The sequence below is a fragment of the Methylobacter psychrophilus genome (assembly GCF_025583945.1).
Taxonomy (GTDB): domain Bacteria; phylum Pseudomonadota; class Gammaproteobacteria; order Methylococcales; family Methylomonadaceae; genus Methylobacter_C; species Methylobacter_C psychrophilus.
Genome location: NZ_JAOEGU010000012.1, coordinates 61,640 through 82,183, shown reverse-complemented (window position 1 = coordinate 82,183; position 20,544 = coordinate 61,640). Strand labels below are relative to the sequence as shown.

Below are 20,544 nucleotides of genomic sequence, written 5' to 3'. Positions count from 1 at the left end.
CATGCAAGATGTTCGCTGGAAACAACGCTTTGCTAATTTTAACCGTGCGTTTTTATTGCTGCGCGAAGCCATGGAAAATGACATGGCAACACTCAGCCAGCTAGAAAAAGAAGGCATTATCCAACGCTTTGAATATACGTTTGAACTGGCGTGGAAAGTATTAAAAGATAAAATGGAAAATGACGGCATCGTATTAGATCAAATATCGCCCAAAGCCGTTATCAGGCAAGCTTTTACGGCAAAATACATTAACGATCCTGACACCTGGTTAAAAATGATCGGGGATAGAAACTTAATGAGCCACACCTACGATTTTGTTAAATTTGAAGCCGTCATTCAATCGATAGCCGATGATTATTTACCGATGCTGCAAGAGTGGTACTTGCAGTTGTTGACGGAAATCAACGAGCCATGAGTATAACCGGCTTAACGCCCGAACAACTGGCACTTTTACAACAGGTGTTTAAGAAACATCCTGAAATTGACGCAGTAAAACTGTATGGCTCACGCGCCAAAGGCAACTTTCATGAGCGTAGTGATGTTGATTTAGTGTTGGTGGGAACAGGCATCGACCGGCATTTAGTCGCAGACCTGTTATTGGATTTAGCCGATACCGATTTGCCTTATACCGTCGATTTGCAAAATTACAGCGACATAAAAAATCGGGCATTGATTGAACATATTGATCGGGTGGGACTGGTGATTTATGAGCGGGAAGATACTAAGGTGATAGGATGAAATCGGGGTGGGAAGTTAAGAGGTTGGGGGAGGTTTGTAGCTTTATTCGAGGGCCTTTTGGCGGAAGTTTAAAGAAGAATATTTTCAAAGAAGATGGGTATGCTGTCTATGAGCAACAACATGCTATTTATGATCAGTTTGATAAAATCAGATATTTTATTGATGAAAAAAAATTTAATGAAATGAAAAGATTTGAATTGAATTCTGGCGATTTGATTATGAGCTGTTCAGGCACTATGGGGAAAATTGCAGTTGTTCCCAAAAATATCAAGCAGGGAATAATTAATCAAGCTTTATTAATCCTTAGTCCATCGAAAAAAGTATCAAATATTTTTTTGAAATTGTGGATGCAAAGTGAAAATTTTCAAGATAGTTTGAAAAAATATTCACAAGGAGCAGCAATACAAAATGTTGCTTCAGTGAAAATTTTAAAAGAAATTGAAATCCCACTGCCCCCACTCCCAGAACAACAACGTATAGTCGCCATATTAGATGAAGCCTTTGCCGCCATAGCCAAAGCAAAAACCAATGCCGAACAGAATCTCAAAAATGCCAAAGAACTGTTTGAGAGTTATTTGCAGAGTGTTTTTGAGAATAAATTACATGGTTCCGAGTTTGAAACATTAGATAGTCTTTGCGAGCTTATAGTTGACTGTGAACACAAAACAGCACCGATACAAGAAACAGGTTATCCATCTATTCGGACACCTAATATTGGAAAGGGTGTCTTGATTTTAGATGGCGTAAATAGAGTTTCAGAGGAAACTTATAATGAATGGACAAGACGTGCAATCCCCCAAACAGACGATTTAATTTTAGCAAGAGAGGCGCCAGCTGGAAACATTGGTGTAATCCCAGAAAACATTAAAGTTTGTTTAGGTCAACGAACAGTATTAATCAGACCTAAAAAGAACAAAATAATATCTAAGTTCTTAGCATATTTAATCCTTTCAAAGGATGTACAAGAACAATTATTATCACATTCAACAGGGGCAACGGTTGAACATATTAATATGAAAGATATTAGGGCTTTTAAAATCTTCAATATTTCACTTATAACCGAACAACAAACCATCGTCCAAAAACTGGATGCCCTGTTAGTAGAAACCAAACAATTAGAAGCCATTTACCAGCAAAAAATAAACGACTTGGACGAGTTGAAAAAATCCATCCTGCAAAAAGCCTTTGCCGGTGAATTATGTTACCGTTTGTGACCCATACCTTTAAAAAGGAAAGAGTATCATGAATACCTTGCCAGACATCATTAATCAAGAAATTAATACACTGCCATTAATATCACAAAAAGAGGTGCTAGACTTTGTCTTGTTTTTAAAAAATCGGATTAACACTCAAACAGACACAGATTATTTATCAAACAATGCGGACAGCAAGCAGGCGATTATTGACGGTTTAAATACCCCGCTGGATCAATGTTCCGAGTCCTTGGACTGGTAATGTATCGAATTTATTACACCAGTCGAGCTAAAAAAGATGCGCAGTTAATAAAATCTTCTAACTTAAAAAGCAAAGTTGAAGCACTGTTGAACTTAATCACTGAACAGCCCTATGCTTATCCGCCAGAATTTGAAGTTCTAAAAGGGGAATTAAAAGGCGCACTCTCACGACGCATCAATAAGCAACATCGACTTGTTTACGAAGTGTTAGAAGAAGAACAGGCGATAAAAGTTATGATGATGTGGACACATTATGAATAATGCCAAGATCAGCATTATTTAGCGCAAATAGGTTATAACCTTAAAGGCGGGGTTTTATGTATTACGATGTTTTTGAAGCTCAAATTATAGACGAACTGTCTTTTAGCGTGCGTTTTGCCGATGGTTTAACGGGCAAAGTTCAATTTTTGCCGTCTTATTTATACAGTGTTTTTGAAAAGCTGAAAAACCCTGATTTTTTTAAGCAAATAAAAGTCACGGACGGTTTTGTTTCATGGGGGGATGATGAAATTGATCTTGCTCCTGCTCCTGACACTATGTATCAGGTAATTTCTGAAAAAGACGAATGGTTGTTATCTTAAGTTATGAACGAAGCAGAAACCCGAGCCGAACTGATAGACCCCCACTTAAAAGCCTGTGGTTGGGGCGTAATTGAAGATTCTAAAATCCTGCGTGAATACCATATCACGGCAGGTAAAATACAAACGGGTGGCATCAAAGGTAAGAAACTGACGGCTGATTATGTGTTGGTGTATAAAGGCATCAAACTGGCTGTCGTAGAAGCCAAAAGTGATCAGTTAGCGGTGGGCGAAGGGGTTGCACAGGCAAAACAGTATGCCGAAAAATTATCCCTGCAAACCACTTATGCCACTAACGGTAAACAAATCTATAGTATCTGTATGGAAACAGGGCAAGAAGGCTTGGTTGCCAATTACCTGACACCTGATGAATTATGGGCTAAAACCTTTGCGGTACAGAACGAATGGCGAGAGAAATTTTCTGCCGTGCCGTATGAAGATAAAGGTGGCACATGGCAGTTACGTTATTATCAGGAAATAGCCGTCAATAATACCTTGGAAGCCGTTGCCAACAACCAGAACCGCATTTTGTTAACCCTTGCTACCGGCACCGGAAAAACAGCCATTGCTTTTCAAATTGCCTGGAAATTATTTCAAACCCGCTGGAATTTAAACCGTGACGGTGGTCGCAGACCACGTATTTTGTTTTTGGCTGACCGCAATATTTTGGCTAACCAAGCGTTTAATTCGTTTTCATCGTTTCCTGAAGATGCGTTGGTACGTATCAGCCCCAAAGAAATCAGTAAAAAAGGCAGCGTGCCAATCAATGGCAATATTTTCTTTACCATCTTCCAAACCTTTATGACGGGTACGGATGCAGAGGGTAAGCCCGCCCCTTATTTTGATGCTTATCCTGCCGATTATTTTGACTTTATTATCGTTGACGAGTGTCATCGTGGTGGTGCCAATGATGAAGGAAACTGGCGAGGAATATTAGAATATTTTTCTCCAGCGGTTCAGTTGGGTTTAACTGCCACACCCAAGCGTAAAGACAATGTTGATACCTATAAATATTTTGGTGAACCGGTTTATATCTATTCATTAAAGGAAGGAATCAACGATGGTTTTTTAACGCCTTTTAAAGTGAAACGCATTCAGACAACGCTGGATGATTATATCTATACCAGTGATGACCAGCTTATTGAAGGTGAAGTTGAAGAAGGCAAGCTGTATACCGAAACCGACTTTAATAGAATTATCGAGATAAAAGCCCGTGAAGCCAAACGTGTGCAGGTTTATATGGATGATGCCAATCAAAACGAGAAAGCCATTATCTTCTGCGCTACCCAAGAACATGCCGCCGCCGTTCGTGATTTGGTTAATCAATATAAAAAATCAACCAGTCCAAACTATTGTGTGCGTGTAACGGCCAATGACGGAGAAATAGGTGAGCAGTTTTTACGTGAGTTTCAGGATAATGAAAAATCAACTCCCACGATATTGACTACGTCACAAAAACTCTCAACAGGTGTTGATGCAAGGAATATTCGAAATATTGTATTGATGCGACCGGTGAACTCAATGATAGAGTTTAAGCAAATAGTAGGTCGTGGCACGCGTTTATTTGATGGAAAGGAATTTTTCACCATTTATGATTATGTCGATGCTTATCATCATTTTTCCGACCCGGAGTGGGATGGAGAAGCACTGCCTTGCGAAATTTGTGGGAACACGCTTTGTGAATGTCCGACCAAACCTAAACCACTACCCCAACCCTGTAAAGTATGTGATCAGCAACCGTGTATCTGCGAAAAAGAACCCCCTGAAAATTGTGGCACCTGTGGTGAAACGCCCTGTATTTGCAAGAAACGACAAAAGATTAAAATTAAGCTGAAAGACGGAAAAGAACGAGAGATTCAGCACATGATGTCCACTTCGTTCTGGAGTGCAGATGGCAAACCTATTTCAGCCGAAGAATTTTTAAATAATTTGTTTGGTGAATTACCCGGTTTGTTTAAAAGTGAAGCTGAATTACGGACGCTTTGGAGCCATCCCATGACTCGCAAGATATTGCTTGAGAAATTGGCGGATGCTGGTTATGGCAAAGAAGAACTGACTTCGTTACAAAAGCTGATTGATGCCGAGAAAAGTGACTTATTTGATGTCTTGGAATATGTTTTTAATAGTGATATTAAACCCATCACCCGAGAAGCACGAGTAGCCGCTGCCCAATCCAACATATTTGCTTTTTTAAATGCCCAACAAAAAGAATTTATTGATTTTGTACTGAGTAAATATATAGAAACAGGCGTGGAAGAACTGGACCAAGAGAAATTGGCAACCTTGCTGAATATTAAATATCATTCTTTGGAAGACGCTAAAGAAGTGCTGGGGGCTGTTGCTACTATCAGTTCGTTGTTTATAGAATTTCAGAAGCATTTGTATGAACTGAAGGTTGCTTAATGTCATTGGCCGGATTAAGTGTCTATTACGAGTTCAGATAGAAAAACGGCTTTTGTCAATGGCCGATTGTGATCGCTCAGAATGGACTTTAAAAGCTAAAGCCACATAGAGTTAAAGTAGTTTTTTATGCGTGTTTCCATGCGGGAAGAACAGTCAATTATCAACAAGAAACATAGTACCTGCCTAGATGTTCTGATATGCGGGCGATACGGCGAAATAGTACAGGTTAATACTGGAAATTTGATTAGCACTGTTTTGAAATACCAGTACCTGCCAGCAGTCACCCTAAAGAACCGCAGCAATGAAACTTTTTGCACCAAGTGCTTATTGGTCAACGGCAATGATTGCCGATGTTTTAAAATTCGTTAGAAACTGCAATGATTTAAAAATGCTATCCCGATTGCTATCCCGAAATCGCTATTTTTACTTTTTTCAAAATCGCTTATTTTGTAAGTCATTGTTTCAATTGGTCGGGACGACAGGATTTGAACCTGTGACCCCTTGTCCCCCAGACAAGTGCGCTACCAAGCTGCGCTACGCCCCGACATTGAAATAATTGTATAAAACTGAAAGGATTATGAACACAACCCCTAACAACTAAGTGCGAAATTATACTACACAATACGCTTAACTGTAAGCGCCTATTTGAGTAATTCCAAAATATCTTCAAGTTCGGCAATCATTTGGTGTATTAACTGCTTTGACTTGTTGACGTCATCTTTTGCATTATCACTTATTAAGTGTGCTCTGGCACCACCGATTGTGTAGCCTTGCTCATATAACAACGCTCTTATTTGCCGTATCATCAGCACTTCGTGACGCTGATAATAACGACGATTACCACGTCTTTTTACCGGACTCAACTCGGTAAATTCTTGCTCCCAATAGCGGAGTACGTGTGGTTTGACACCACACAACTCGCTCACTTCACCTATCGTGAAATAAAGCTTTTCAGGTATGGCTGGGTATTCGTTGTTATTGCTCGGCTCCAACATAGGCTTCTACTCGGGCTTTAAGTTTCTGTCCAGACCTGAATGTTACCACACGCCTGGCAGTTATCGGGATTTCTTCGCCGGTTTTTGGATTTCTACCCGGACGACTGGTTTTATCACGAAGTTCAAATTTTCCAAAACCAGAAATTTTTACCTGCTTACCCTGCTCCAAGGAACTTTTGATTTCTTCAAAAAACAGCTCCACCATTTCTTTTGCTTCGCGCTTGTTTAAGCCTAGCTCGTCAAACAGCCTTTCGGCAAAATCTGCTTTTGTTAATGCCATAAATCAATCCCTCAGCTTTGCATTTTTTTCAGTGTTCAATAGGGTTAACAGTCTGCCAACGATAGCATCTATTTCAGTGTCTGTTAGTGTTTGTTTGTAATCTTGCATGACTAACGTTAAGGCGATACTTTTGCTGCCCTCTTCGACACCTTTACCACGGTATATATCAAAAATAACGACCTCTTGTAAAGTCGGCTCTGCACTGCCCATTATACAGTTGACGATTTCACTCGCAGAGACGTCTTCGTTAACGATTAAGGCTAAATCACGCTTTACGGATGGGTACTTTGATAACGATTTAAAGACAGGAATACGCTTGTTAAGTAACCGGTTTTGATCCAGTTCAAATAGAAAAACCTGAGTATCAAAGCCTAATTGTTTTTCCAGATTTGGATGCAACATACCCATCCATCCGACTGTTTCACCATCGGATGTCAATATTTCAGCGGTTTGCCCAGGATGCAATGCCGATTGCTGTGCTGATAAAAATCTCACCTGACAACCAGTCAATGCAAAAATCGCTTCTATATCGGCTTTCATGTCAAAAAAATCAACTTTACGGGCTTTATCGCCCCATTGATCACTATAAACATCACCTAAAACCAAACCTGCCAGCATTTTCTGTTGCTGTGTTTCACCGTCTTTTTTAATAAAACGCAGACCCGCTTCAAATAGTCGAACTCTGTTTTGCTGACGATTGGTGTTGTAAAGAGCCGCTTTTAATAAGCCACACCAAAGCGTCGTACGCATCACCGCCAATTCTGAAGAAATCGGATTTTGTAAGCGAATAACATCCATTTCAGGAGCGATAGCTTTTTGGATATCTTCATCAACAAAGCTGTAAGTAATGGCTTCCTGATAACCTCTGTCAACCAGCAAATCTTTAACCCGATCAATGTCGAGTAATGCTTCAGTAACTAAGCTTAATTCGGAACGCATTAACAAACTGCTGCTAGGCAAGTTGTTATAACCATAAATCCGCGCTATTTCTTCAATTAAGTCGGCTTCAATAGCAATATCAAAACGAAAACCCGGCGGACTAATTTGCCAGCCATCGGTTTGTGTTTGGACAACCATTGCCAAGCGTTGAAAAATATCAACAACGTGTTCATCGGCCAAGGCAATACCCAGCGTTTTCACTATGCGTTCTCGCCTTAACAAGACCGCCTGGCGTTGTGGCAAAGCCACGTCAGTTGTTACCTCGGTAATAGGACCTGGCTCGCCGCCAGTAATATCAATGATTAATTGCGTAGCACGCTCAATGGCTCTTAATTGCAAAGTAGCATCAACGCCTCGCTCAAAACGATGTGACGAATCGGTATGTAAACCAAATCGACGGGCTTTGCCAGCTATCGCATGAGGTGCAAAGAACGCACATTCCAAAAATACTGACCGGGTATCGTTATTAACAGCAGAATCACTGCCACCCATAATACCGGCAAGTGCCAGAACTTGCTTGTCATCGGCAATAACCAAAGCTTCATTATCAAGTTTAATAACCTGATTATTTAACAATGTTAGAGCTTCATCGGCTTTAGCCAAACGGACGGTAATACCACCAGACAGCTTTGCCGTATCAAATACATGCAAAGGCTGTCCCAGTTCTATCAATACATAATTAGTAACATCGACTAAAGGCCCGAGGCTTCTTAAGCCTGAACGACGCAGACGTTCCTGCATCCAGAGTGGCGTTACCGCTTGAGCATTGACGCCGTTAATCAAGCGCCCCAAGTAACGAGGACAGGCTTCTGTCGCTTCTACTGATACGCTTAAGACGTCTTGGCAGCCAATGGTGACGCTGTCAATTTGAGTGGTGGTCCAATCCATCTTGTTTAGCACCGCGACTTCACGCGCCAAACCTTCAACACATAAACAATCGGCTCTGTTAGGCGTTAAATCAACTTCGATAATATTATCATCAAGTGATAAATAATCACGAATATCAACGCCAACCGGGGCATCGTCGGCCAACTCCATTAAACCATTGGCATCCGTCGCCAACCCCAATTCCTTTTCTGAACACAACATGCCAAAGGATTCTTCGCCACGCAGCTTTGATCTTTTTATTTTAAAATCGCCCGGCAGGATGGCACCGATTAACGCCGCAGGGATTTTTAAGCCAACACGGACATTACTTGCACCGCAGACAATTTGTAAAGGCTCTGCCTGACCTACAGCCACGAGACAAATACGCAGGCGATCGGCATCAGGATGCTGATGCATGGACATGACTTCACCCACAACAACACCACTAAATTTTGCAGCGGCGGGCTCTACAGATCCAACTTCCAGTCCTGACATCGTTAACTGTTCAACCAGTTCTTCGGTACTTATTGCCGGATTAACATACGATCTTAACCAGGCTTCACTAATTTGCATGATTCAAGTTTTCCTGTGTAACAACAACTTAATGAAATTGCTCTAAAAATTTAAGATCATTTTCAAAAAACAACCGTAAATCATTAATGCCATAGCGCAACATTGCGAGACGTTCGACACCCATACCAAAAGCAAAGCCGCCGTACTGTTCACTATCAATATTAACCGCTTTAAAAACTTCGGGATGAATCATGCCGCAACCCATCACTTCCAACCATCCGGTTTGACTACATACGCGACAGCCTTCGCCATTACACATAACGCATTCAATATCAACTTCCGCAGAAGGCTCGGTAAAGGGAAAGTAAGAAGGTCTAAAACGTACTTGAATATCTTTTTCAAAAAATGCGCGAAGAAATTCGTAAACCACACCTTTCAAGTCGGCAAAGCTGACATCGGTATCAACCAAAAAGCCTTCTACCTGATGAAACATGGGGGTATGCGTAATATCTGAATCACAACGATAAACCCGACCAGGCGCAATCACTTTTAATGGCGGCTGTTCGGATTCCATCGTTCTAATTTGCACCGGGGATGTATGTGTTCTTAAGAGCGTATGGGCGTCAAAATAAAACGTATCATGCATTGCCCTGGCCGGATGAGAACTGGGAATATTAAGCGCTTCAAAGTTATGATAATCGTCTTCGATTTCAGGACCTTCAACCACTTTAAAGCCGACACTGGCAAATATTTTAGAAATACGCCGAAGCGTTGTAGTCACAGGATGTAATCCTGCCACTGATTGACCGCGTCCAGGCAAGCTCACATCAATACGCTCGCCAGCTAGTCTTTCAGCTAACGCGACATTTTCCAACTGATTTTTGCAAGTTTCCAGCTGTTGCTGAAACTGATCTTTAGCTTGGTTGATTATTTGTCCAACAGATCGTCGCTGCTCGGGCTCAAGGTTGCCAAGCTCTTTCATCTGTAGGGTAAACAAACCTTTTTTACCAAGGTAGTGGACACGAACCTTATCGAATTGATTAAGGTCATTTACTGCCGCAAGCTCTTGTAATGCCTGCGCGAGAATCTCTTCAAGGATAGCCGACACTGCACTGCTCGCTTTGATTAGGGGTAGGAGAATTTTTAAATAAGTTTCAGGATAACGATCCTGAAACACTCGCCTCTTTTACAAGAGACGAGTGGCATCATAAAGATGCCTCAGAAATGAAAAACTGCGTCTTTCTTAAGGCTGACTTTGATTGGCTATAGCGATTTCTGCTATTTTGCCAAATGATTCAATGTCACGTACTGCGATGTCCGCTAAAACTTTACGGTCAATCTTTACATTGGCTTTTGTTAAGCCATTGATCAAGCGACTGTAAGATATTCCATACATGCGTGCAGCAGCATTAATACGGACAATCCACAAGGCGCGGAATTGACGTTTTCTTTGTTTGCGATCGCGGTACGCATATTGACCCGCTTTGATTACCGCTTGTTTAGCTACACGATAAACCCGACTACGGGCACCATAGTAACCTTTTGCTTGTTTTAATACTTTCTTGTGTCTTGCTCTGGCTGTTACGCCGCGTTTAACTCTAGGCATTCCTATTCTCCTCTATTATTAACTGTAAGGCATCATACGTGCGGCCATGCGCACATCTGATGGATGAATAGTTGCGGGCGAGCGTAACTGTCTTTTTCTTTTAGTCGATTTCTTGGTCAAAATATGACGACGATGCGACTGTCCACACTTAAAACCGCCATTGCCAGTGCGTCTAAAACGCTTGGCAGCACCACGGTTAGTTTTTATTTTTGGCATTTGTTTGCTCCAATAATATAAAAAAAGTCCCTGAGATATAACCCGACAAGGCAAAATGCATGGCCCTGAAGAATTACCGGCATCATAAATGATGCCTTTAAATAGCATATCCTTTGCTACCTTGTGCAGAGACGTTGCAAGGCAACGACTCGACAATTATTACCATTGTTGGCACAGCGCTGATAAACAGCTATAAACTGTGCGAACAATGTGATTTAGTCGTAGTTATTTTTTCTTTTTTGGTGACATAACCATAATCATTTGTCGGCCTTCCATTTTTGGGAACTGCTCGACAATGGCTATTTCTTCCAAATCTTTTTCTATACGCTTTAGCAAATCCATACCGATTTCCCGATGCGCCATTTCACGACCACGGTAACGTACGGTAACTTTGGTTTTATCACCATCGTTAAGAAATTTAACCAAACTGCGTAACTTAACTTGGTAATCGCCTTCGTCAGTACCGGGTCTGAATTTAATTTCTTTAACCTGGATTTGCTTTTGTTTCTTTTTGGCAATTTGAAGTTTTTTATTAAGCTCAAACTGGTATTTGCCGTAGTTCATTATCTTGCAAACGGGTGGATCCGCGTTTGGCGATATTTCTACTAAATCCAAGTCTGCTGCATAAGCAATCTGTTTGGCCTCATCCAGCGAGATAATACCTAATGCTTCACCCTCAGCACCTGTTACCCTCACTTTTCTTGCAGTGATTGCATCATTCAGGCGCGTTTCATCTTTTTTAGCAGCGATACCCTAATCCTCCAAAAATACTATTATTTTCTGTCCGCAATCTCTTGATTTAGCCGTTCGGCAAATTCACTGATTGACAGACTACCTAAATCTTCACCTTTTTGCGTACGTACCGTAATATTTTGATCTTCTAACTCTTTATCACCAATAATGACAAGATACGGCACCCGTTGCATAGAGTGATCGCGAATTTTAAACCCGATCTTCTCATTTCTCAAGTCTATTTTTGCCCTGATGCCTTGTTGCTCTAAATCGTTCATGATTTTAGACGCATATTCTGCATGTCGGCCAGCAATATTAATCACCATAACTTGTACGGGAGCTAGCCAAACAGGAAAGGTTCCAGCGTATTCTTCGATCAAAATACCGATAAAACGCTCTAGCGAACCCAGTATGGCCCTATGGAGCATAACCGGAACCTGTTTGGAACCATCTTCAGCAATATAAGTTGCGCCCAAGCGACCCGGCATGGAAAAATCAACCTGGATCGTACCGCATTGCCAAACTCGTCCAATACAGTCTTTTAAAGAAAATTCAATTTTAGGCCCGTAAAAAGCACCCTCACCCGGCTGTAAATCCCATTTCAAACCTTTGTTGTTCAGCGCCAGTTCCAAGGCATTCTCTGCTTTATCCCAGACCGAATCATCACCCACCCTGTTTTCAGGACGTGTCGATAATTTCATAATGACTTCTTCAAAGCCAAAGTCTTTATAAACCGAGAACAACATATCAATAAAAGTTGATACTTCGTCCTGAATCTGGCTTTCTGTACAAAAGATATGCGCATCATCCTGGACAAAATTCCTGACTCTCATCAGCCCATGCAATGTACCTGATGGTTCATTACGATGACAAGAACCAAACTCGGCAATGCGAACAGGTAAATCGCGGTAACTTTTAATGCCCTGGTTATAAATTTGCACATGACACGGGCAATTCATCGGCTTAATCGCATAATCGCGATTTTCCGAATGCGTTGTAAAAATCATGGCACCGAATTTATCCCAGTGACCTGATTTTTCCCAAAGGGATCGATCTACCAATTGCGGCGTTTTAACTTCGCCGTAACCGTTTACCCGTAATTTTTCACGGATAAATTGCTCAATCTGTTGATAAATAATCCAGCCTTTCTCGTGCCAAAATACCATCCCGGGCGCTTCTTCCTGGGTATGAAACAAATTCAGTATTTTTGCCAACTTACGGTGATCACGTTTTTCTGCTTCTTCCAGACGATGCAAATAAGCCTGTAATTCTTTTTTATCACCCCATGCCGTACCGTATATGCGCTGCAACATTTCATTGTCAGAATTACCACGCCAGTAAGCGCCGGCAATCTTCATTAATTTAAAAGCGCTTATTTTACCGGTACTGGGTACATGTGGACCACGACAAAGATCAGTAAAGCCACCTTGCTGATAAAGAGATAAATCCTGATCTGCCGGTATAGACTCGATAAGTTCGGCTTTATAGCTTTCACCCTGACCTTTAAAAAACTTTACCGCGTCATCTCTACCTAATACCGTGCGACTAATCGCATGATCTTCAGAGACCAGCTGCTGCATTTTTGCTTCTATAGCTGTCAGGTCATCAGGCGTAAACGGCCGTTGGTAGGCAAAGTCATAGTAAAAGCCGTTTTCGATAACCGGCCCAATAGTGACTTGTGCATCAGGAAATAATTGTTTTACGGCCTGCGCCAATAGATGTGCAGTGGAATGACGAATGACATCAACACCCTCTTCATCTTTTGCGGTAATAATTTTTAAAGTAGCATCCTGGTCAATTAAGGTACTGGCATCGACTAATACATCATTAACCCGACCAGCCAGGGTTGCCTTGGCCAATCCTGAACCTATGGATTGAGCGACATCCATTACTGTAACAGCGTGGTCAAACTCACGACGGGAACCATCAGGAAGAGTAATTACGGGCATGTTTATATTTTTCTGGTTGCTACAATAAAAAAAGCACCGCTTTAGCAGTGCTTTAATGTTGGTAGGCACGATTGGACTCGAACCAACGACCCCCACCATGTCAAGGTGGTGCTCTAACCAGCTGAGCTACGCGCCTGAAGTTTTATTACTTCAAGCCCGCTATTATACCTATAGATTTTAGTTACGCAACCCCCACGCGACTTCCTGTGCAGAATATGTCCAATGTACAAATCTTTTCACCACTTGCCATAACGGTAAAAATACTTAAATACCACTTTAAATACCATCAATGCATACAACTTATCGCTCTGATTCTTTTTTTGCGACCTTATCGCGTAAATAAACCGGCATTGCTTGTTCAACCGTAACTGCCAGACCCTGCTTAAAGCCTTGCGCGCCTAATATTGCAATCGCACCAGCTCTGGGTAGATTGTCGATTTCGCAGTAACTAACCCGACCGGCCAACCGAGCCATTAACTCATCATGGTAAACCCCCCATCCTGAACCAACACCGGCACCGATCAAATCGGGAAACTCGACATCAACCGCAGTCGTAACAGATTCTTTGCCTATCAATTCGGCAAAACCCTGTTCGTTACGTTGATAAACTCCCCAAAATATCTCGCCCATTCTGGCATCCATTGCCGTAAAAGCAAGATTGCAATTTGTCGGTGCTATCTTTAAACTTTCGCGTAGAGGTTTATCATTATTTTTATCAAAAAAATCTTGGGCGATTGCCGCCAAAGTCGATACCGGCACTATCGGTAAATCAGCACCCAAAGCTATACCCTGAATCACCGCAGTGGCAATCCGAACGCCGGTAAACGAACCCGGGCCACAACTAAATGCCAGCGCATCAAGTTGCTGCGGTTTTAACCCTGCTGCTGACATTAATTCATCTATCATCGGCAAAATCAGTCGGGTATGTTCTTTAGGTGCCAATTCAAAACGCTCACTGACAACACCATCAATAATTAATGCGGCTGAACAAGCTTCAGTTGATGTTTCTACTGCCAATAATTTCATGATTGCTTCTCTTCTTGAAAAAATGCTTGTACATCCGTTATATCGCGCGTCCGTCTCATGGCCGGAATACTGTCTAAAAATAACTGCCCGTAAGATCGCTTTAATAAGCGTGGGTCACATACCATCAATACACCCCGATCAGTGACATCACGAATCAACCGACCGATACCCTGCCTTAAGGCAATCACCGCAGTAGGCAGTTGATATTCAAAAAACGGATTTTTGCCCTGCTGTGTCATCGCTTCCAGACGCGCCTTTAACACCGGATCACCGGGGGATGCAAAAGGAAGCTTGTCAATAATAACGCAGGATAATGCCTCCCCTCTGACATCCACGCCCTCCCAAAAACTGGATGTCCCTAACAAAACGGCATTCCCGGCTTCTTTAAACTGTTCCAACAACAGCGCCTTAGGCCGACTGCCCTGAATCAACAAGGGATAAGTTAATTTTTTTTCCAGTATTTCTGCCGCTTGATTAAGAGCGCGATGACTGGTAAATAAAAAGAATGCCCGGCCCTTGCTGGCCTGCAACACAGGCAAGGCGAAGTCAACAATCATGGGAATAAAACTTGGGTCATTTGGCTGTGGTAAGCCTTTAGGATGATAAAAGAGAGATTGATTAGGATAATCAAAAGGACTGCCCCAGCTTTCACTGGCGGCATTATTAAGCCCGAGATTATGGGCAAAATAATCAAACTTGTTGGCAATACTTAAAGTCGCTGAGGTAAAAATCCATGCTGCCTTGTGTTGTTGCATAAAACCATGAAATTCTGCCGCAATATCCAACGGCGTAAGACTTAACGTAAAAGTTTTTCTATGTATCTCATACCAGCGTATCCATTTACCACTATGATCATTCAGAATTAAATCCAGCTTCTGAACCATCTCTTCTGCACGTTTAAAACAGGCGTCCAAGGCTTTGGTTTTAACAGACGCCAGCATTAATTGATCAGTCAAACGCTGTAATTGCTCTTTAACCGCATTTAATCCACCCGATATTTTTGGGTTATTTTCAATATCCTGCCACTCGCCCCGCTTAAGCTCCATGCCAAAAGCCAAGCGCAAATCTTTAATTTCATGATCCAGATCTTCGCAGGCGGTACGCAAAGCCGGTATATCAGTCGCATCTTTGTAATATTCCACCAGCACATCCTGCGCCAGATCGTTCAATTGCTTGGCACCGATATTAATCCCTAAAAAATTGGATGCGGTTTCGGCTAATTGATGGGCTTCATCAATAACAACCACTTCGGCATTGGGTAATAACTCACCAAAACCGCCATCTCGAAGTGACCAATCGGCACATAATAAATGATGATTAACCACCAGGACATCAGCTTCCTGAGCTTTCTTACGTGCCTTAACCAAAAAACACTCAGCATAATCAGGGCAATCCTGTCCCAAGCAATTATCTTGGGTAGATGTTGCCTGATACCAAACCGGATCACCTTCAGTAACACCGGACATTTCAGAAATATCACCCGCTTTGGTACGTTGCGCCCAAGCTTTTATTTTACCTAAGGCGAGCGCATCTTCTTTACTAAATCCCAAACTGGACGTTAGTGCATTTTGTAGTCGATAGGTACATAAATAATTGCTTCTGCCTTTTAGCAGCGCAGCAATAAAGGGCGTTTTTATGGCTTTACGAATAACCGGTAAATCTTTATTAAACAGTTGGTCTTGAAGATTTTTGGTTCCGGTCGAGATAATAGCCTTTTTGCCGGATAAAATAGCGGGCACCAGATAGGCAAACGTCTTACCCGTTCCGGTTCCCGCTTCTGCTATCAGATTCTGCTTTTGTTTAATTGCATCAGCAATGGCTGTCGCCATTTCAAGCTGAGCCGAGCGTGGCTGGTAACCTGATATAACGGTCGATAACGCGCCATTATCGCTAAAAAATGATTCCAATTCTGTCACTTGAGTTAATGCCGATCAGCTGTAGCTAAAAATCTGTCATAGTAGGGCAATATAAACAAGAATGCTATTAAGGAATGGTAATTTTATAACTTGTACATTTTATACTTGTCTTTTTATCCATTTTCTAATCATCTAAAAACTACTTTTACAAACTATTTTAACGGATTTCTCTACGCTGTATTATTGTTCGATAAACAACAGTGGCTTGAAATTCACTTCGCGGATTATAATGATTTTTCAAAGTCCGCTAGTGCTAAATTGATTGACAACCTTCACATGGATATCCAATGCAGAAACTGATCACTGTTATAACTACCCTTTTCCTCACCGGCTGTAGTCTGTTTGGTGTACGAACTGCAGATCAGCCAAATTATCAAGTGCTTAATGATTACGGACACATCCAAATAAGACACTACCCCGCTCTGGTTGTGGCTCAAACCGAAATTACTGGCGATTATAAAAACAGCAGTAATGAGGGATTTAAACGCCTTGCCGGGTATATTTTTGGTAACAACCAAAAACAGCAAAAATTAAGCATGACAGCACCGGTTCTTCAGGAACAATCAGCTGAAAAAATGGCCATGACAGCGCCTGTCCTTCAGCAAAAATCGGACGAAGTCTGGCTAATGGCTTTTGTACTTCCCAAAGACTATACGTTAGCAACAGCACCGATACCCGGAGATGCTCAGGTATTAATTAAAGCTATACCTGAAAAAAAAGTCGCTGTAATTCAATATTCGGGAGGGTTATCTGAACAAGGCATTAAAATAAAGTCGGATGAATTAGTAACCTGGTTAACCAATCACGATTACAAAATTATTTCTCCCTCTCGTTCTGCCGCTTATGACCCACCTTGGACTTTGCCGTTTCTTCGTCGCAATGAAGTACATTTTGATATCGAGTAATTATGAATATGTTAACCGGCAAAAACGCTACCAGGAATGCTCAAGCTGAAAAATATTTTGAGATAATCATTGATAGTTTCAATAATAATGCGTTTTCTCAGTAAAATTGCATTAAAAGCGGCGATAATTTTAGGCTTCATATTTTTTTGAGTGTTGTAATTAATTCAACGCCATCAGTTCCCAATAGCTCAGAAACATAGCCCCCTATCGCCAAAAATCTTGCCAATCAGATTCTTAGCCAGTTTTGACACCGGTTTCCGGTCATCAACTTTACCTTTTGTATTCGAAAAGGACAAAATTTCACCACAATCATCAACAATCATATGCAATTTAAAACCATAGAAGCAATCGATAGGAGATTTTCCGCGTTGAACTTTCTGTTTGAAGATTTTATAGCGTGGAATCCGAATATTTTTACAAACACATAGTAGTGTTAAATACTGATGGCAGACAGCTATTACTGAGCTTTTACCATTATAGCGACTCCAAGAATCCGGCGGTTAAATAAGGCGTCATTTATTCTTCGACTTACACTTTATTGTCATTACAACCGCGTAAATCGGGTTAGCGACAGCGTAACCCGATAAATTGTGATGTATGTATTTAATGGATCAAATGATTTTTTCGAGGATGAAGGACATCCATTAATACGCTTTAATCCCCTGCCCTGACATCAAACTCAATTTTCCAGCGGCTACTGTCTTTTAATGAAATCGCTTGTAATTCCAGTGTACCCACTTCGGTTACCGCTGCGCACAAATGTACAGAGACAACTTCACCGGATCTACGGCCTTCTTCCGGCAAAGTAATATCCAGTTCATCCAGTTCTGACAGCTCTTCATTCGTCCAATAATCCAGACGAGTGCCCACTTTATCATCACGACGGGTAGTGGAAGCAAAGAAACGAAACCGTACCGGTTCGCCTACCACCAAACCGAATTCATCATCCGGCAATTCTTCGCGTGTCCCTTCTTCCATACCAAAGGGCGCAATACATAAAGCTACAATGTCTGGAGCCATACCCGGTACAGCAGGCATCGAGCTTTCAATACTGACATAATAAGCAGCAGCCGTGCCACCTTTAATACGCACACCTTTGCCTTTTCGTACAAAACCATAATAAGCGGCACCTCGTGCAACGGCCAAATCAAGATCAGCACCAGCTAACAAGCGCGCTTCAGGCGCTTGTTCAGCGGCTAACCAAGAATTTAACACCTCCATTAATCGCTCAGCCAGTGCATTGGCTTTTAACACGCCACCATTAAACAAGACGGCAGTGGGATGCAAAAAGGTCGCATGTTCCGGCAGGTTGATATCGTTAAGATCGTCGGTAGCATTTTGCTGTTTGGTCAGAAAAGCCGCTAAATGACGCGTAATCCCTGCATCCTGCGCATAAGGCAAGCCGGTCGTTCTTAAACCCGTACGGGTACGACTTACCGGTCTCTCACTAACCGCTACTTTAGGCAAGAAACCTTCAACCAGTACTCTATTGACTTCCTCACGGGTTAATTCAGTACGCAGGTTACCAGACATTAAAGACGAACCACGACTGGCAACTACCAAAGGAATATTATCAATATCAGCTGAATTAAAGATTTTTTCTTTAGCATCCCGGCAACTATGGGTTAAAGCCTGAATTTGCCAAGGTTCCAGGCGTTTTCCATCTTGTTCCAGCTTGGCTTTAACGGTATAGGCTAGCGCCAAATCCATATTATCGCCGCCCAGTAAAATATGATCGCCTACAGCAACACGGGTAAGCTCGAGATTTCCATCTTTCTCGGTAACCGCTATCAACGATAAATCAGTGGTTCCACCGCCAACATCAATAACCAGGATAATATCGCCGCACGTCGCTTGTTTACGCCAATCACCCTGACTTTTTTCAATCCAGCTATACAAAGCCGCCTGGGGCTCTTCCAATAAAATTGCTTGATCAAGACCGACTGCGCGTGCCGATTCAACAGTCAATTCACGAGCAGCCGGATCAAACGAGGCAGGTACGGTAATCACCAAATCCTGTTTGTCCAACGGTGCCTCAGGATGCAGACTTTGCCAAGCATCACGGATATGTTGCAGATAAGCCGTGGTTGCCTGAAACGGTGAAATGCGTTCTACTTCATCGGGCGCATCTGCTGGCAGTATCGGTGATTTACAATCTACCCCGGCATGACATAACCAGCTTTTGGCACTGGATACGAGACGAATGGGCGTTTTACTACCCAAATTACGGGCTATTTCACCGACCAGATAATCCGGTTTTACATTCCAAGGTAAGGACGTAGATCCTTCGGCAAGCTCTGCCTGGTGGGCCTGATATAAGAATGACGGTAACTGAAAACTGTCTTCAACTACACCTGGCGAGGTTAACTGCGGTATTGCCATGACCTGCTGGGAAAATTCTCCATCGTCACTATCGGTAATCTCGGCATATGACAAAACACAATGGGTCGTACCTAAATCGATACCGACTGAAAAACGCTTGGGGGCTAAAGACACATTGTCTTGACTGGTTTCTTTTATGTCTGTTTCCGAGGAAGATTCTGACGCAGAAAAATCTTCATCAACAGAATTATCGACCTGTTGGTTTTGAGGCTCTGTGTTGAACAATCCATTACCAAAACCTGCCGAATCTTTATTATCATCGGCATAAGGCTCTGAAACAGGTATTGCCGAAACTTTTTGGCTCACCGCTTCTTCTTTGTTGTCTGTCTGCTTTTTTATATGCCCAAACAAACTCATAACTCAACCTCTGCTGCGGCAAGAATAGCGGCATTATGGCCTTGAGTTAATTTTGGCAGTCTGATGCTCGTTACCTGCCAACCCTTATGTATCAGCGTTCCCGTAAAAGGTGCCGAACCGACAATATTACCGGTTAATCGCACTGCAGCGGCATCAAAGCCTTGTGGCAGAGTGATTTTTTCACCTTCTTGCTCGCTACGAACCGGTGCCAGTGTAAAGTGTTCGTTAATTGCTTTGTTACAGCCTTCATGAACAACGCGTGCAGCAATACCAATATCTGCATCGTTGTAGGAAGTAATATCTTCTTTAATAAAGTCGATAAAACGTGCTTCTTTTTGTAGTAGTCCCAGTAGTTGTAATGCGGCATCGGGTGTAGATTCTTTTAATATCACAGGCTCCGGTGCCGGTGCCGGTGCATAAACAAGCTTTTCAACTTCGACAATTTTCTCCACGATTTTTACGACAGGTTCGGGAGCGGGAGTTGGCGCAGCTTGTTGGACGGGTTGTACTCCGGGCTTTTTCTTACAGCGCGCCAAGCTAACGAGCATGGTAAGCAGCAATACAATAAGAATCAGGGCTAATAAAACTACGGTACCCGCCAGGCAGACATGCCATAAATCAAAGGTGGTAGGTTTAAGCGATAAATCAATTGCGTAAATCATATTCATTAAAAGAACCTCTATTTTTA

20 protein-coding genes, 2 tRNA genes and 1 pseudogene are annotated in these 20,544 nt (G+C 42.1%); 8 read left to right on the top strand and 15 right to left on the bottom strand.

Features of this window, described 5'->3' with window-relative positions:
* Position 1 precedes the first annotated feature (1 nt).
* Genes N7974_RS08250 through hsdR form a run of 7 tightly spaced genes read left to right on the top strand, consistent with a single transcriptional unit; the run spans position 2 to position 5,173 of the window.
* Complete coding sequence (locus N7974_RS08250) at positions 2-415, top strand: nucleotidyltransferase substrate binding protein (protein ID WP_262965144.1); 414 nt, start codon at positions 2-4, stop codon at positions 413-415.
* Positions 412-738, top strand: a complete 327-nt coding sequence (locus N7974_RS08245) for a nucleotidyltransferase domain-containing protein (RefSeq protein WP_262965143.1) — start codon at positions 412-414, stop codon at positions 736-738. The genes N7974_RS08250 and N7974_RS08245 overlap by 4 nt, the downstream gene beginning before the upstream one ends.
* Positions 735-1,952 carry a restriction endonuclease subunit S gene (locus tag N7974_RS08240; protein WP_262965142.1) on the top strand — a complete coding sequence of 406 codons (1,218 nt, stop codon included), beginning with the start codon at positions 735-737 and terminating at the stop codon, positions 1,950-1,952. Before N7974_RS08245 ends, N7974_RS08240 begins: the two co-directional genes overlap by 4 nt.
* A 28-nt stretch (positions 1,953-1,980) precedes the next feature.
* Positions 1,981-2,193, top strand: a complete 213-nt coding sequence (locus tag N7974_RS08235; RefSeq protein ID WP_262965141.1) for a hypothetical protein — start codon at positions 1,981-1,983, stop codon at positions 2,191-2,193.
* Positions 2,193-2,453, top strand: a complete 261-nt coding sequence (locus tag N7974_RS08230; protein WP_262965140.1) for a Txe/YoeB family addiction module toxin — start codon at positions 2,193-2,195, stop codon at positions 2,451-2,453. The genes N7974_RS08235 and N7974_RS08230 overlap by 1 nt, the downstream gene beginning before the upstream one ends.
* A gap of 56 nt (positions 2,454-2,509) precedes the next feature.
* A complete protein-coding gene (locus N7974_RS08225) occupies positions 2,510-2,773 on the top strand; it encodes a DUF2442 domain-containing protein (protein WP_262965139.1) in 264 nt (87 codons plus the stop codon).
* A gap of 3 nt (positions 2,774-2,776) precedes the next feature.
* Positions 2,777-5,173 carry an EcoAI/FtnUII family type I restriction enzme subunit R gene (gene hsdR, locus N7974_RS08220; protein WP_262965138.1) on the top strand — a complete coding sequence of 799 codons (2,397 nt, stop codon included), beginning with the start codon at positions 2,777-2,779 and terminating at the stop codon, positions 5,171-5,173.
* A gap of 467 nt (positions 5,174-5,640) precedes the next feature.
* Here the strand turns inward: hsdR and N7974_RS08215 are convergent.
* From N7974_RS08215 to N7974_RS08160, 12 genes are all read right to left on the bottom strand, one after another.
* Positions 5,641-5,717 (bottom strand) — tRNA-Pro (locus tag N7974_RS08215).
* A 97-nt stretch (positions 5,718-5,814) separates the two neighbouring features.
* On the bottom strand, positions 5,815-6,168 hold the full coding sequence (locus N7974_RS08210; RefSeq protein ID WP_262965137.1) for a MerR family transcriptional regulator: 354 nt from the start codon (positions 6,166-6,168) through the stop codon (positions 5,815-5,817).
* Entirely contained in the window at positions 6,149-6,448 is a 300-nt protein-coding gene (gene ihfA / locus N7974_RS08205; protein WP_262965136.1) for an integration host factor subunit alpha, read from the bottom strand. Before ihfA ends, N7974_RS08210 begins: the two co-directional genes overlap by 20 nt.
* Before the next feature lie 3 nt (positions 6,449-6,451).
* Positions 6,452-8,827: a phenylalanine--tRNA ligase subunit beta gene (pheT, locus tag N7974_RS08200; protein WP_262965135.1), complete on the bottom strand. Its 2,376-nt coding sequence runs from the start codon at positions 8,825-8,827 to the stop codon at positions 6,452-6,454.
* A 28-nt stretch (positions 8,828-8,855) separates the two neighbouring features.
* Positions 8,856-9,875 (bottom strand): phenylalanine--tRNA ligase subunit alpha, encoded by a 1,020-nt coding sequence (gene pheS, locus N7974_RS08195; protein WP_262965171.1) that lies wholly within the window; start codon positions 9,873-9,875, stop codon positions 8,856-8,858.
* A 135-nt stretch (positions 9,876-10,010) separates the two neighbouring features.
* The gene (rplT, locus tag N7974_RS08190) at positions 10,011-10,373 is read right to left on the bottom strand and encodes a 50S ribosomal protein L20 (protein WP_243217309.1); all 363 of its coding nucleotides are present in this window, start codon (positions 10,371-10,373) and stop codon (positions 10,011-10,013) included.
* A gap of 18 nt (positions 10,374-10,391) precedes the next feature.
* Positions 10,392-10,589 (bottom strand): 50S ribosomal protein L35, encoded by a 198-nt coding sequence (rpmI, locus tag N7974_RS08185; protein WP_006892999.1) that lies wholly within the window; start codon positions 10,587-10,589, stop codon positions 10,392-10,394.
* Positions 10,590-10,814: 225 nt separating this feature from the next.
* Positions 10,815-11,339, bottom strand: coding sequence for a translation initiation factor IF-3 (gene infC / locus N7974_RS08180; protein ID WP_262965170.1), 525 nt, complete (start codon positions 11,337-11,339; stop codon positions 10,815-10,817).
* A gap of 23 nt (positions 11,340-11,362) precedes the next feature.
* Positions 11,363-13,270, bottom strand: a complete 1,908-nt coding sequence (gene thrS, locus N7974_RS08175; RefSeq protein WP_262965134.1) for a threonine--tRNA ligase — start codon at positions 13,268-13,270, stop codon at positions 11,363-11,365.
* A 59-nt stretch (positions 13,271-13,329) separates the two neighbouring features.
* Positions 13,330-13,406, bottom strand: a tRNA-Val gene (locus N7974_RS08170).
* Between the two features lie 164 nt (positions 13,407-13,570).
* Positions 13,571-14,296, bottom strand: coding sequence for a tRNA (adenosine(37)-N6)-threonylcarbamoyltransferase complex dimerization subunit type 1 TsaB (gene tsaB / locus N7974_RS08165; RefSeq protein WP_262965133.1), 726 nt, complete (start codon positions 14,294-14,296; stop codon positions 13,571-13,573).
* Positions 14,293-16,212 (bottom strand): ATP-dependent DNA helicase, encoded by a 1,920-nt coding sequence (locus N7974_RS08160; RefSeq protein WP_262965132.1) that lies wholly within the window; start codon positions 16,210-16,212, stop codon positions 14,293-14,295. The genes tsaB and N7974_RS08160 overlap by 4 nt, the downstream gene beginning before the upstream one ends.
* A gap of 287 nt (positions 16,213-16,499) precedes the next feature.
* On the opposite strand from N7974_RS08160, the gene N7974_RS08155 reads away from it, so the two are divergent.
* Positions 16,500-17,117: an SOUL family heme-binding protein gene (locus N7974_RS08155; RefSeq protein WP_262965131.1), complete on the top strand. Its 618-nt coding sequence runs from the start codon at positions 16,500-16,502 to the stop codon at positions 17,115-17,117.
* Positions 17,118-17,128: 11 nt separating this feature from the next.
* Here N7974_RS08155 and N7974_RS08150 read toward each other — a convergent pair.
* The 3 genes and pseudogenes from N7974_RS08150 to N7974_RS08140 all read right to left on the bottom strand — a co-directional run bounded on the left by N7974_RS08150 (position 17,129) and on the right by N7974_RS08140 (position 20,524).
* Positions 17,129-17,506 (bottom strand): annotated as a pseudogene (locus N7974_RS08150) (transposase).
* 265 nt (positions 17,507-17,771) lie between these two features.
* Entirely contained in the window at positions 17,772-19,856 is a 2,085-nt protein-coding gene (locus N7974_RS08145; RefSeq protein ID WP_262965130.1) for an Hsp70 family protein, read from the bottom strand.
* A complete protein-coding gene (locus tag N7974_RS08140) occupies positions 19,853-20,524 on the bottom strand; it encodes a DUF2760 domain-containing protein (RefSeq protein ID WP_262965129.1) in 672 nt (223 codons plus the stop codon). The genes N7974_RS08145 and N7974_RS08140 overlap by 4 nt, the downstream gene beginning before the upstream one ends.
* Between the last annotated feature and the right edge of the window lie 20 nt (positions 20,525-20,544).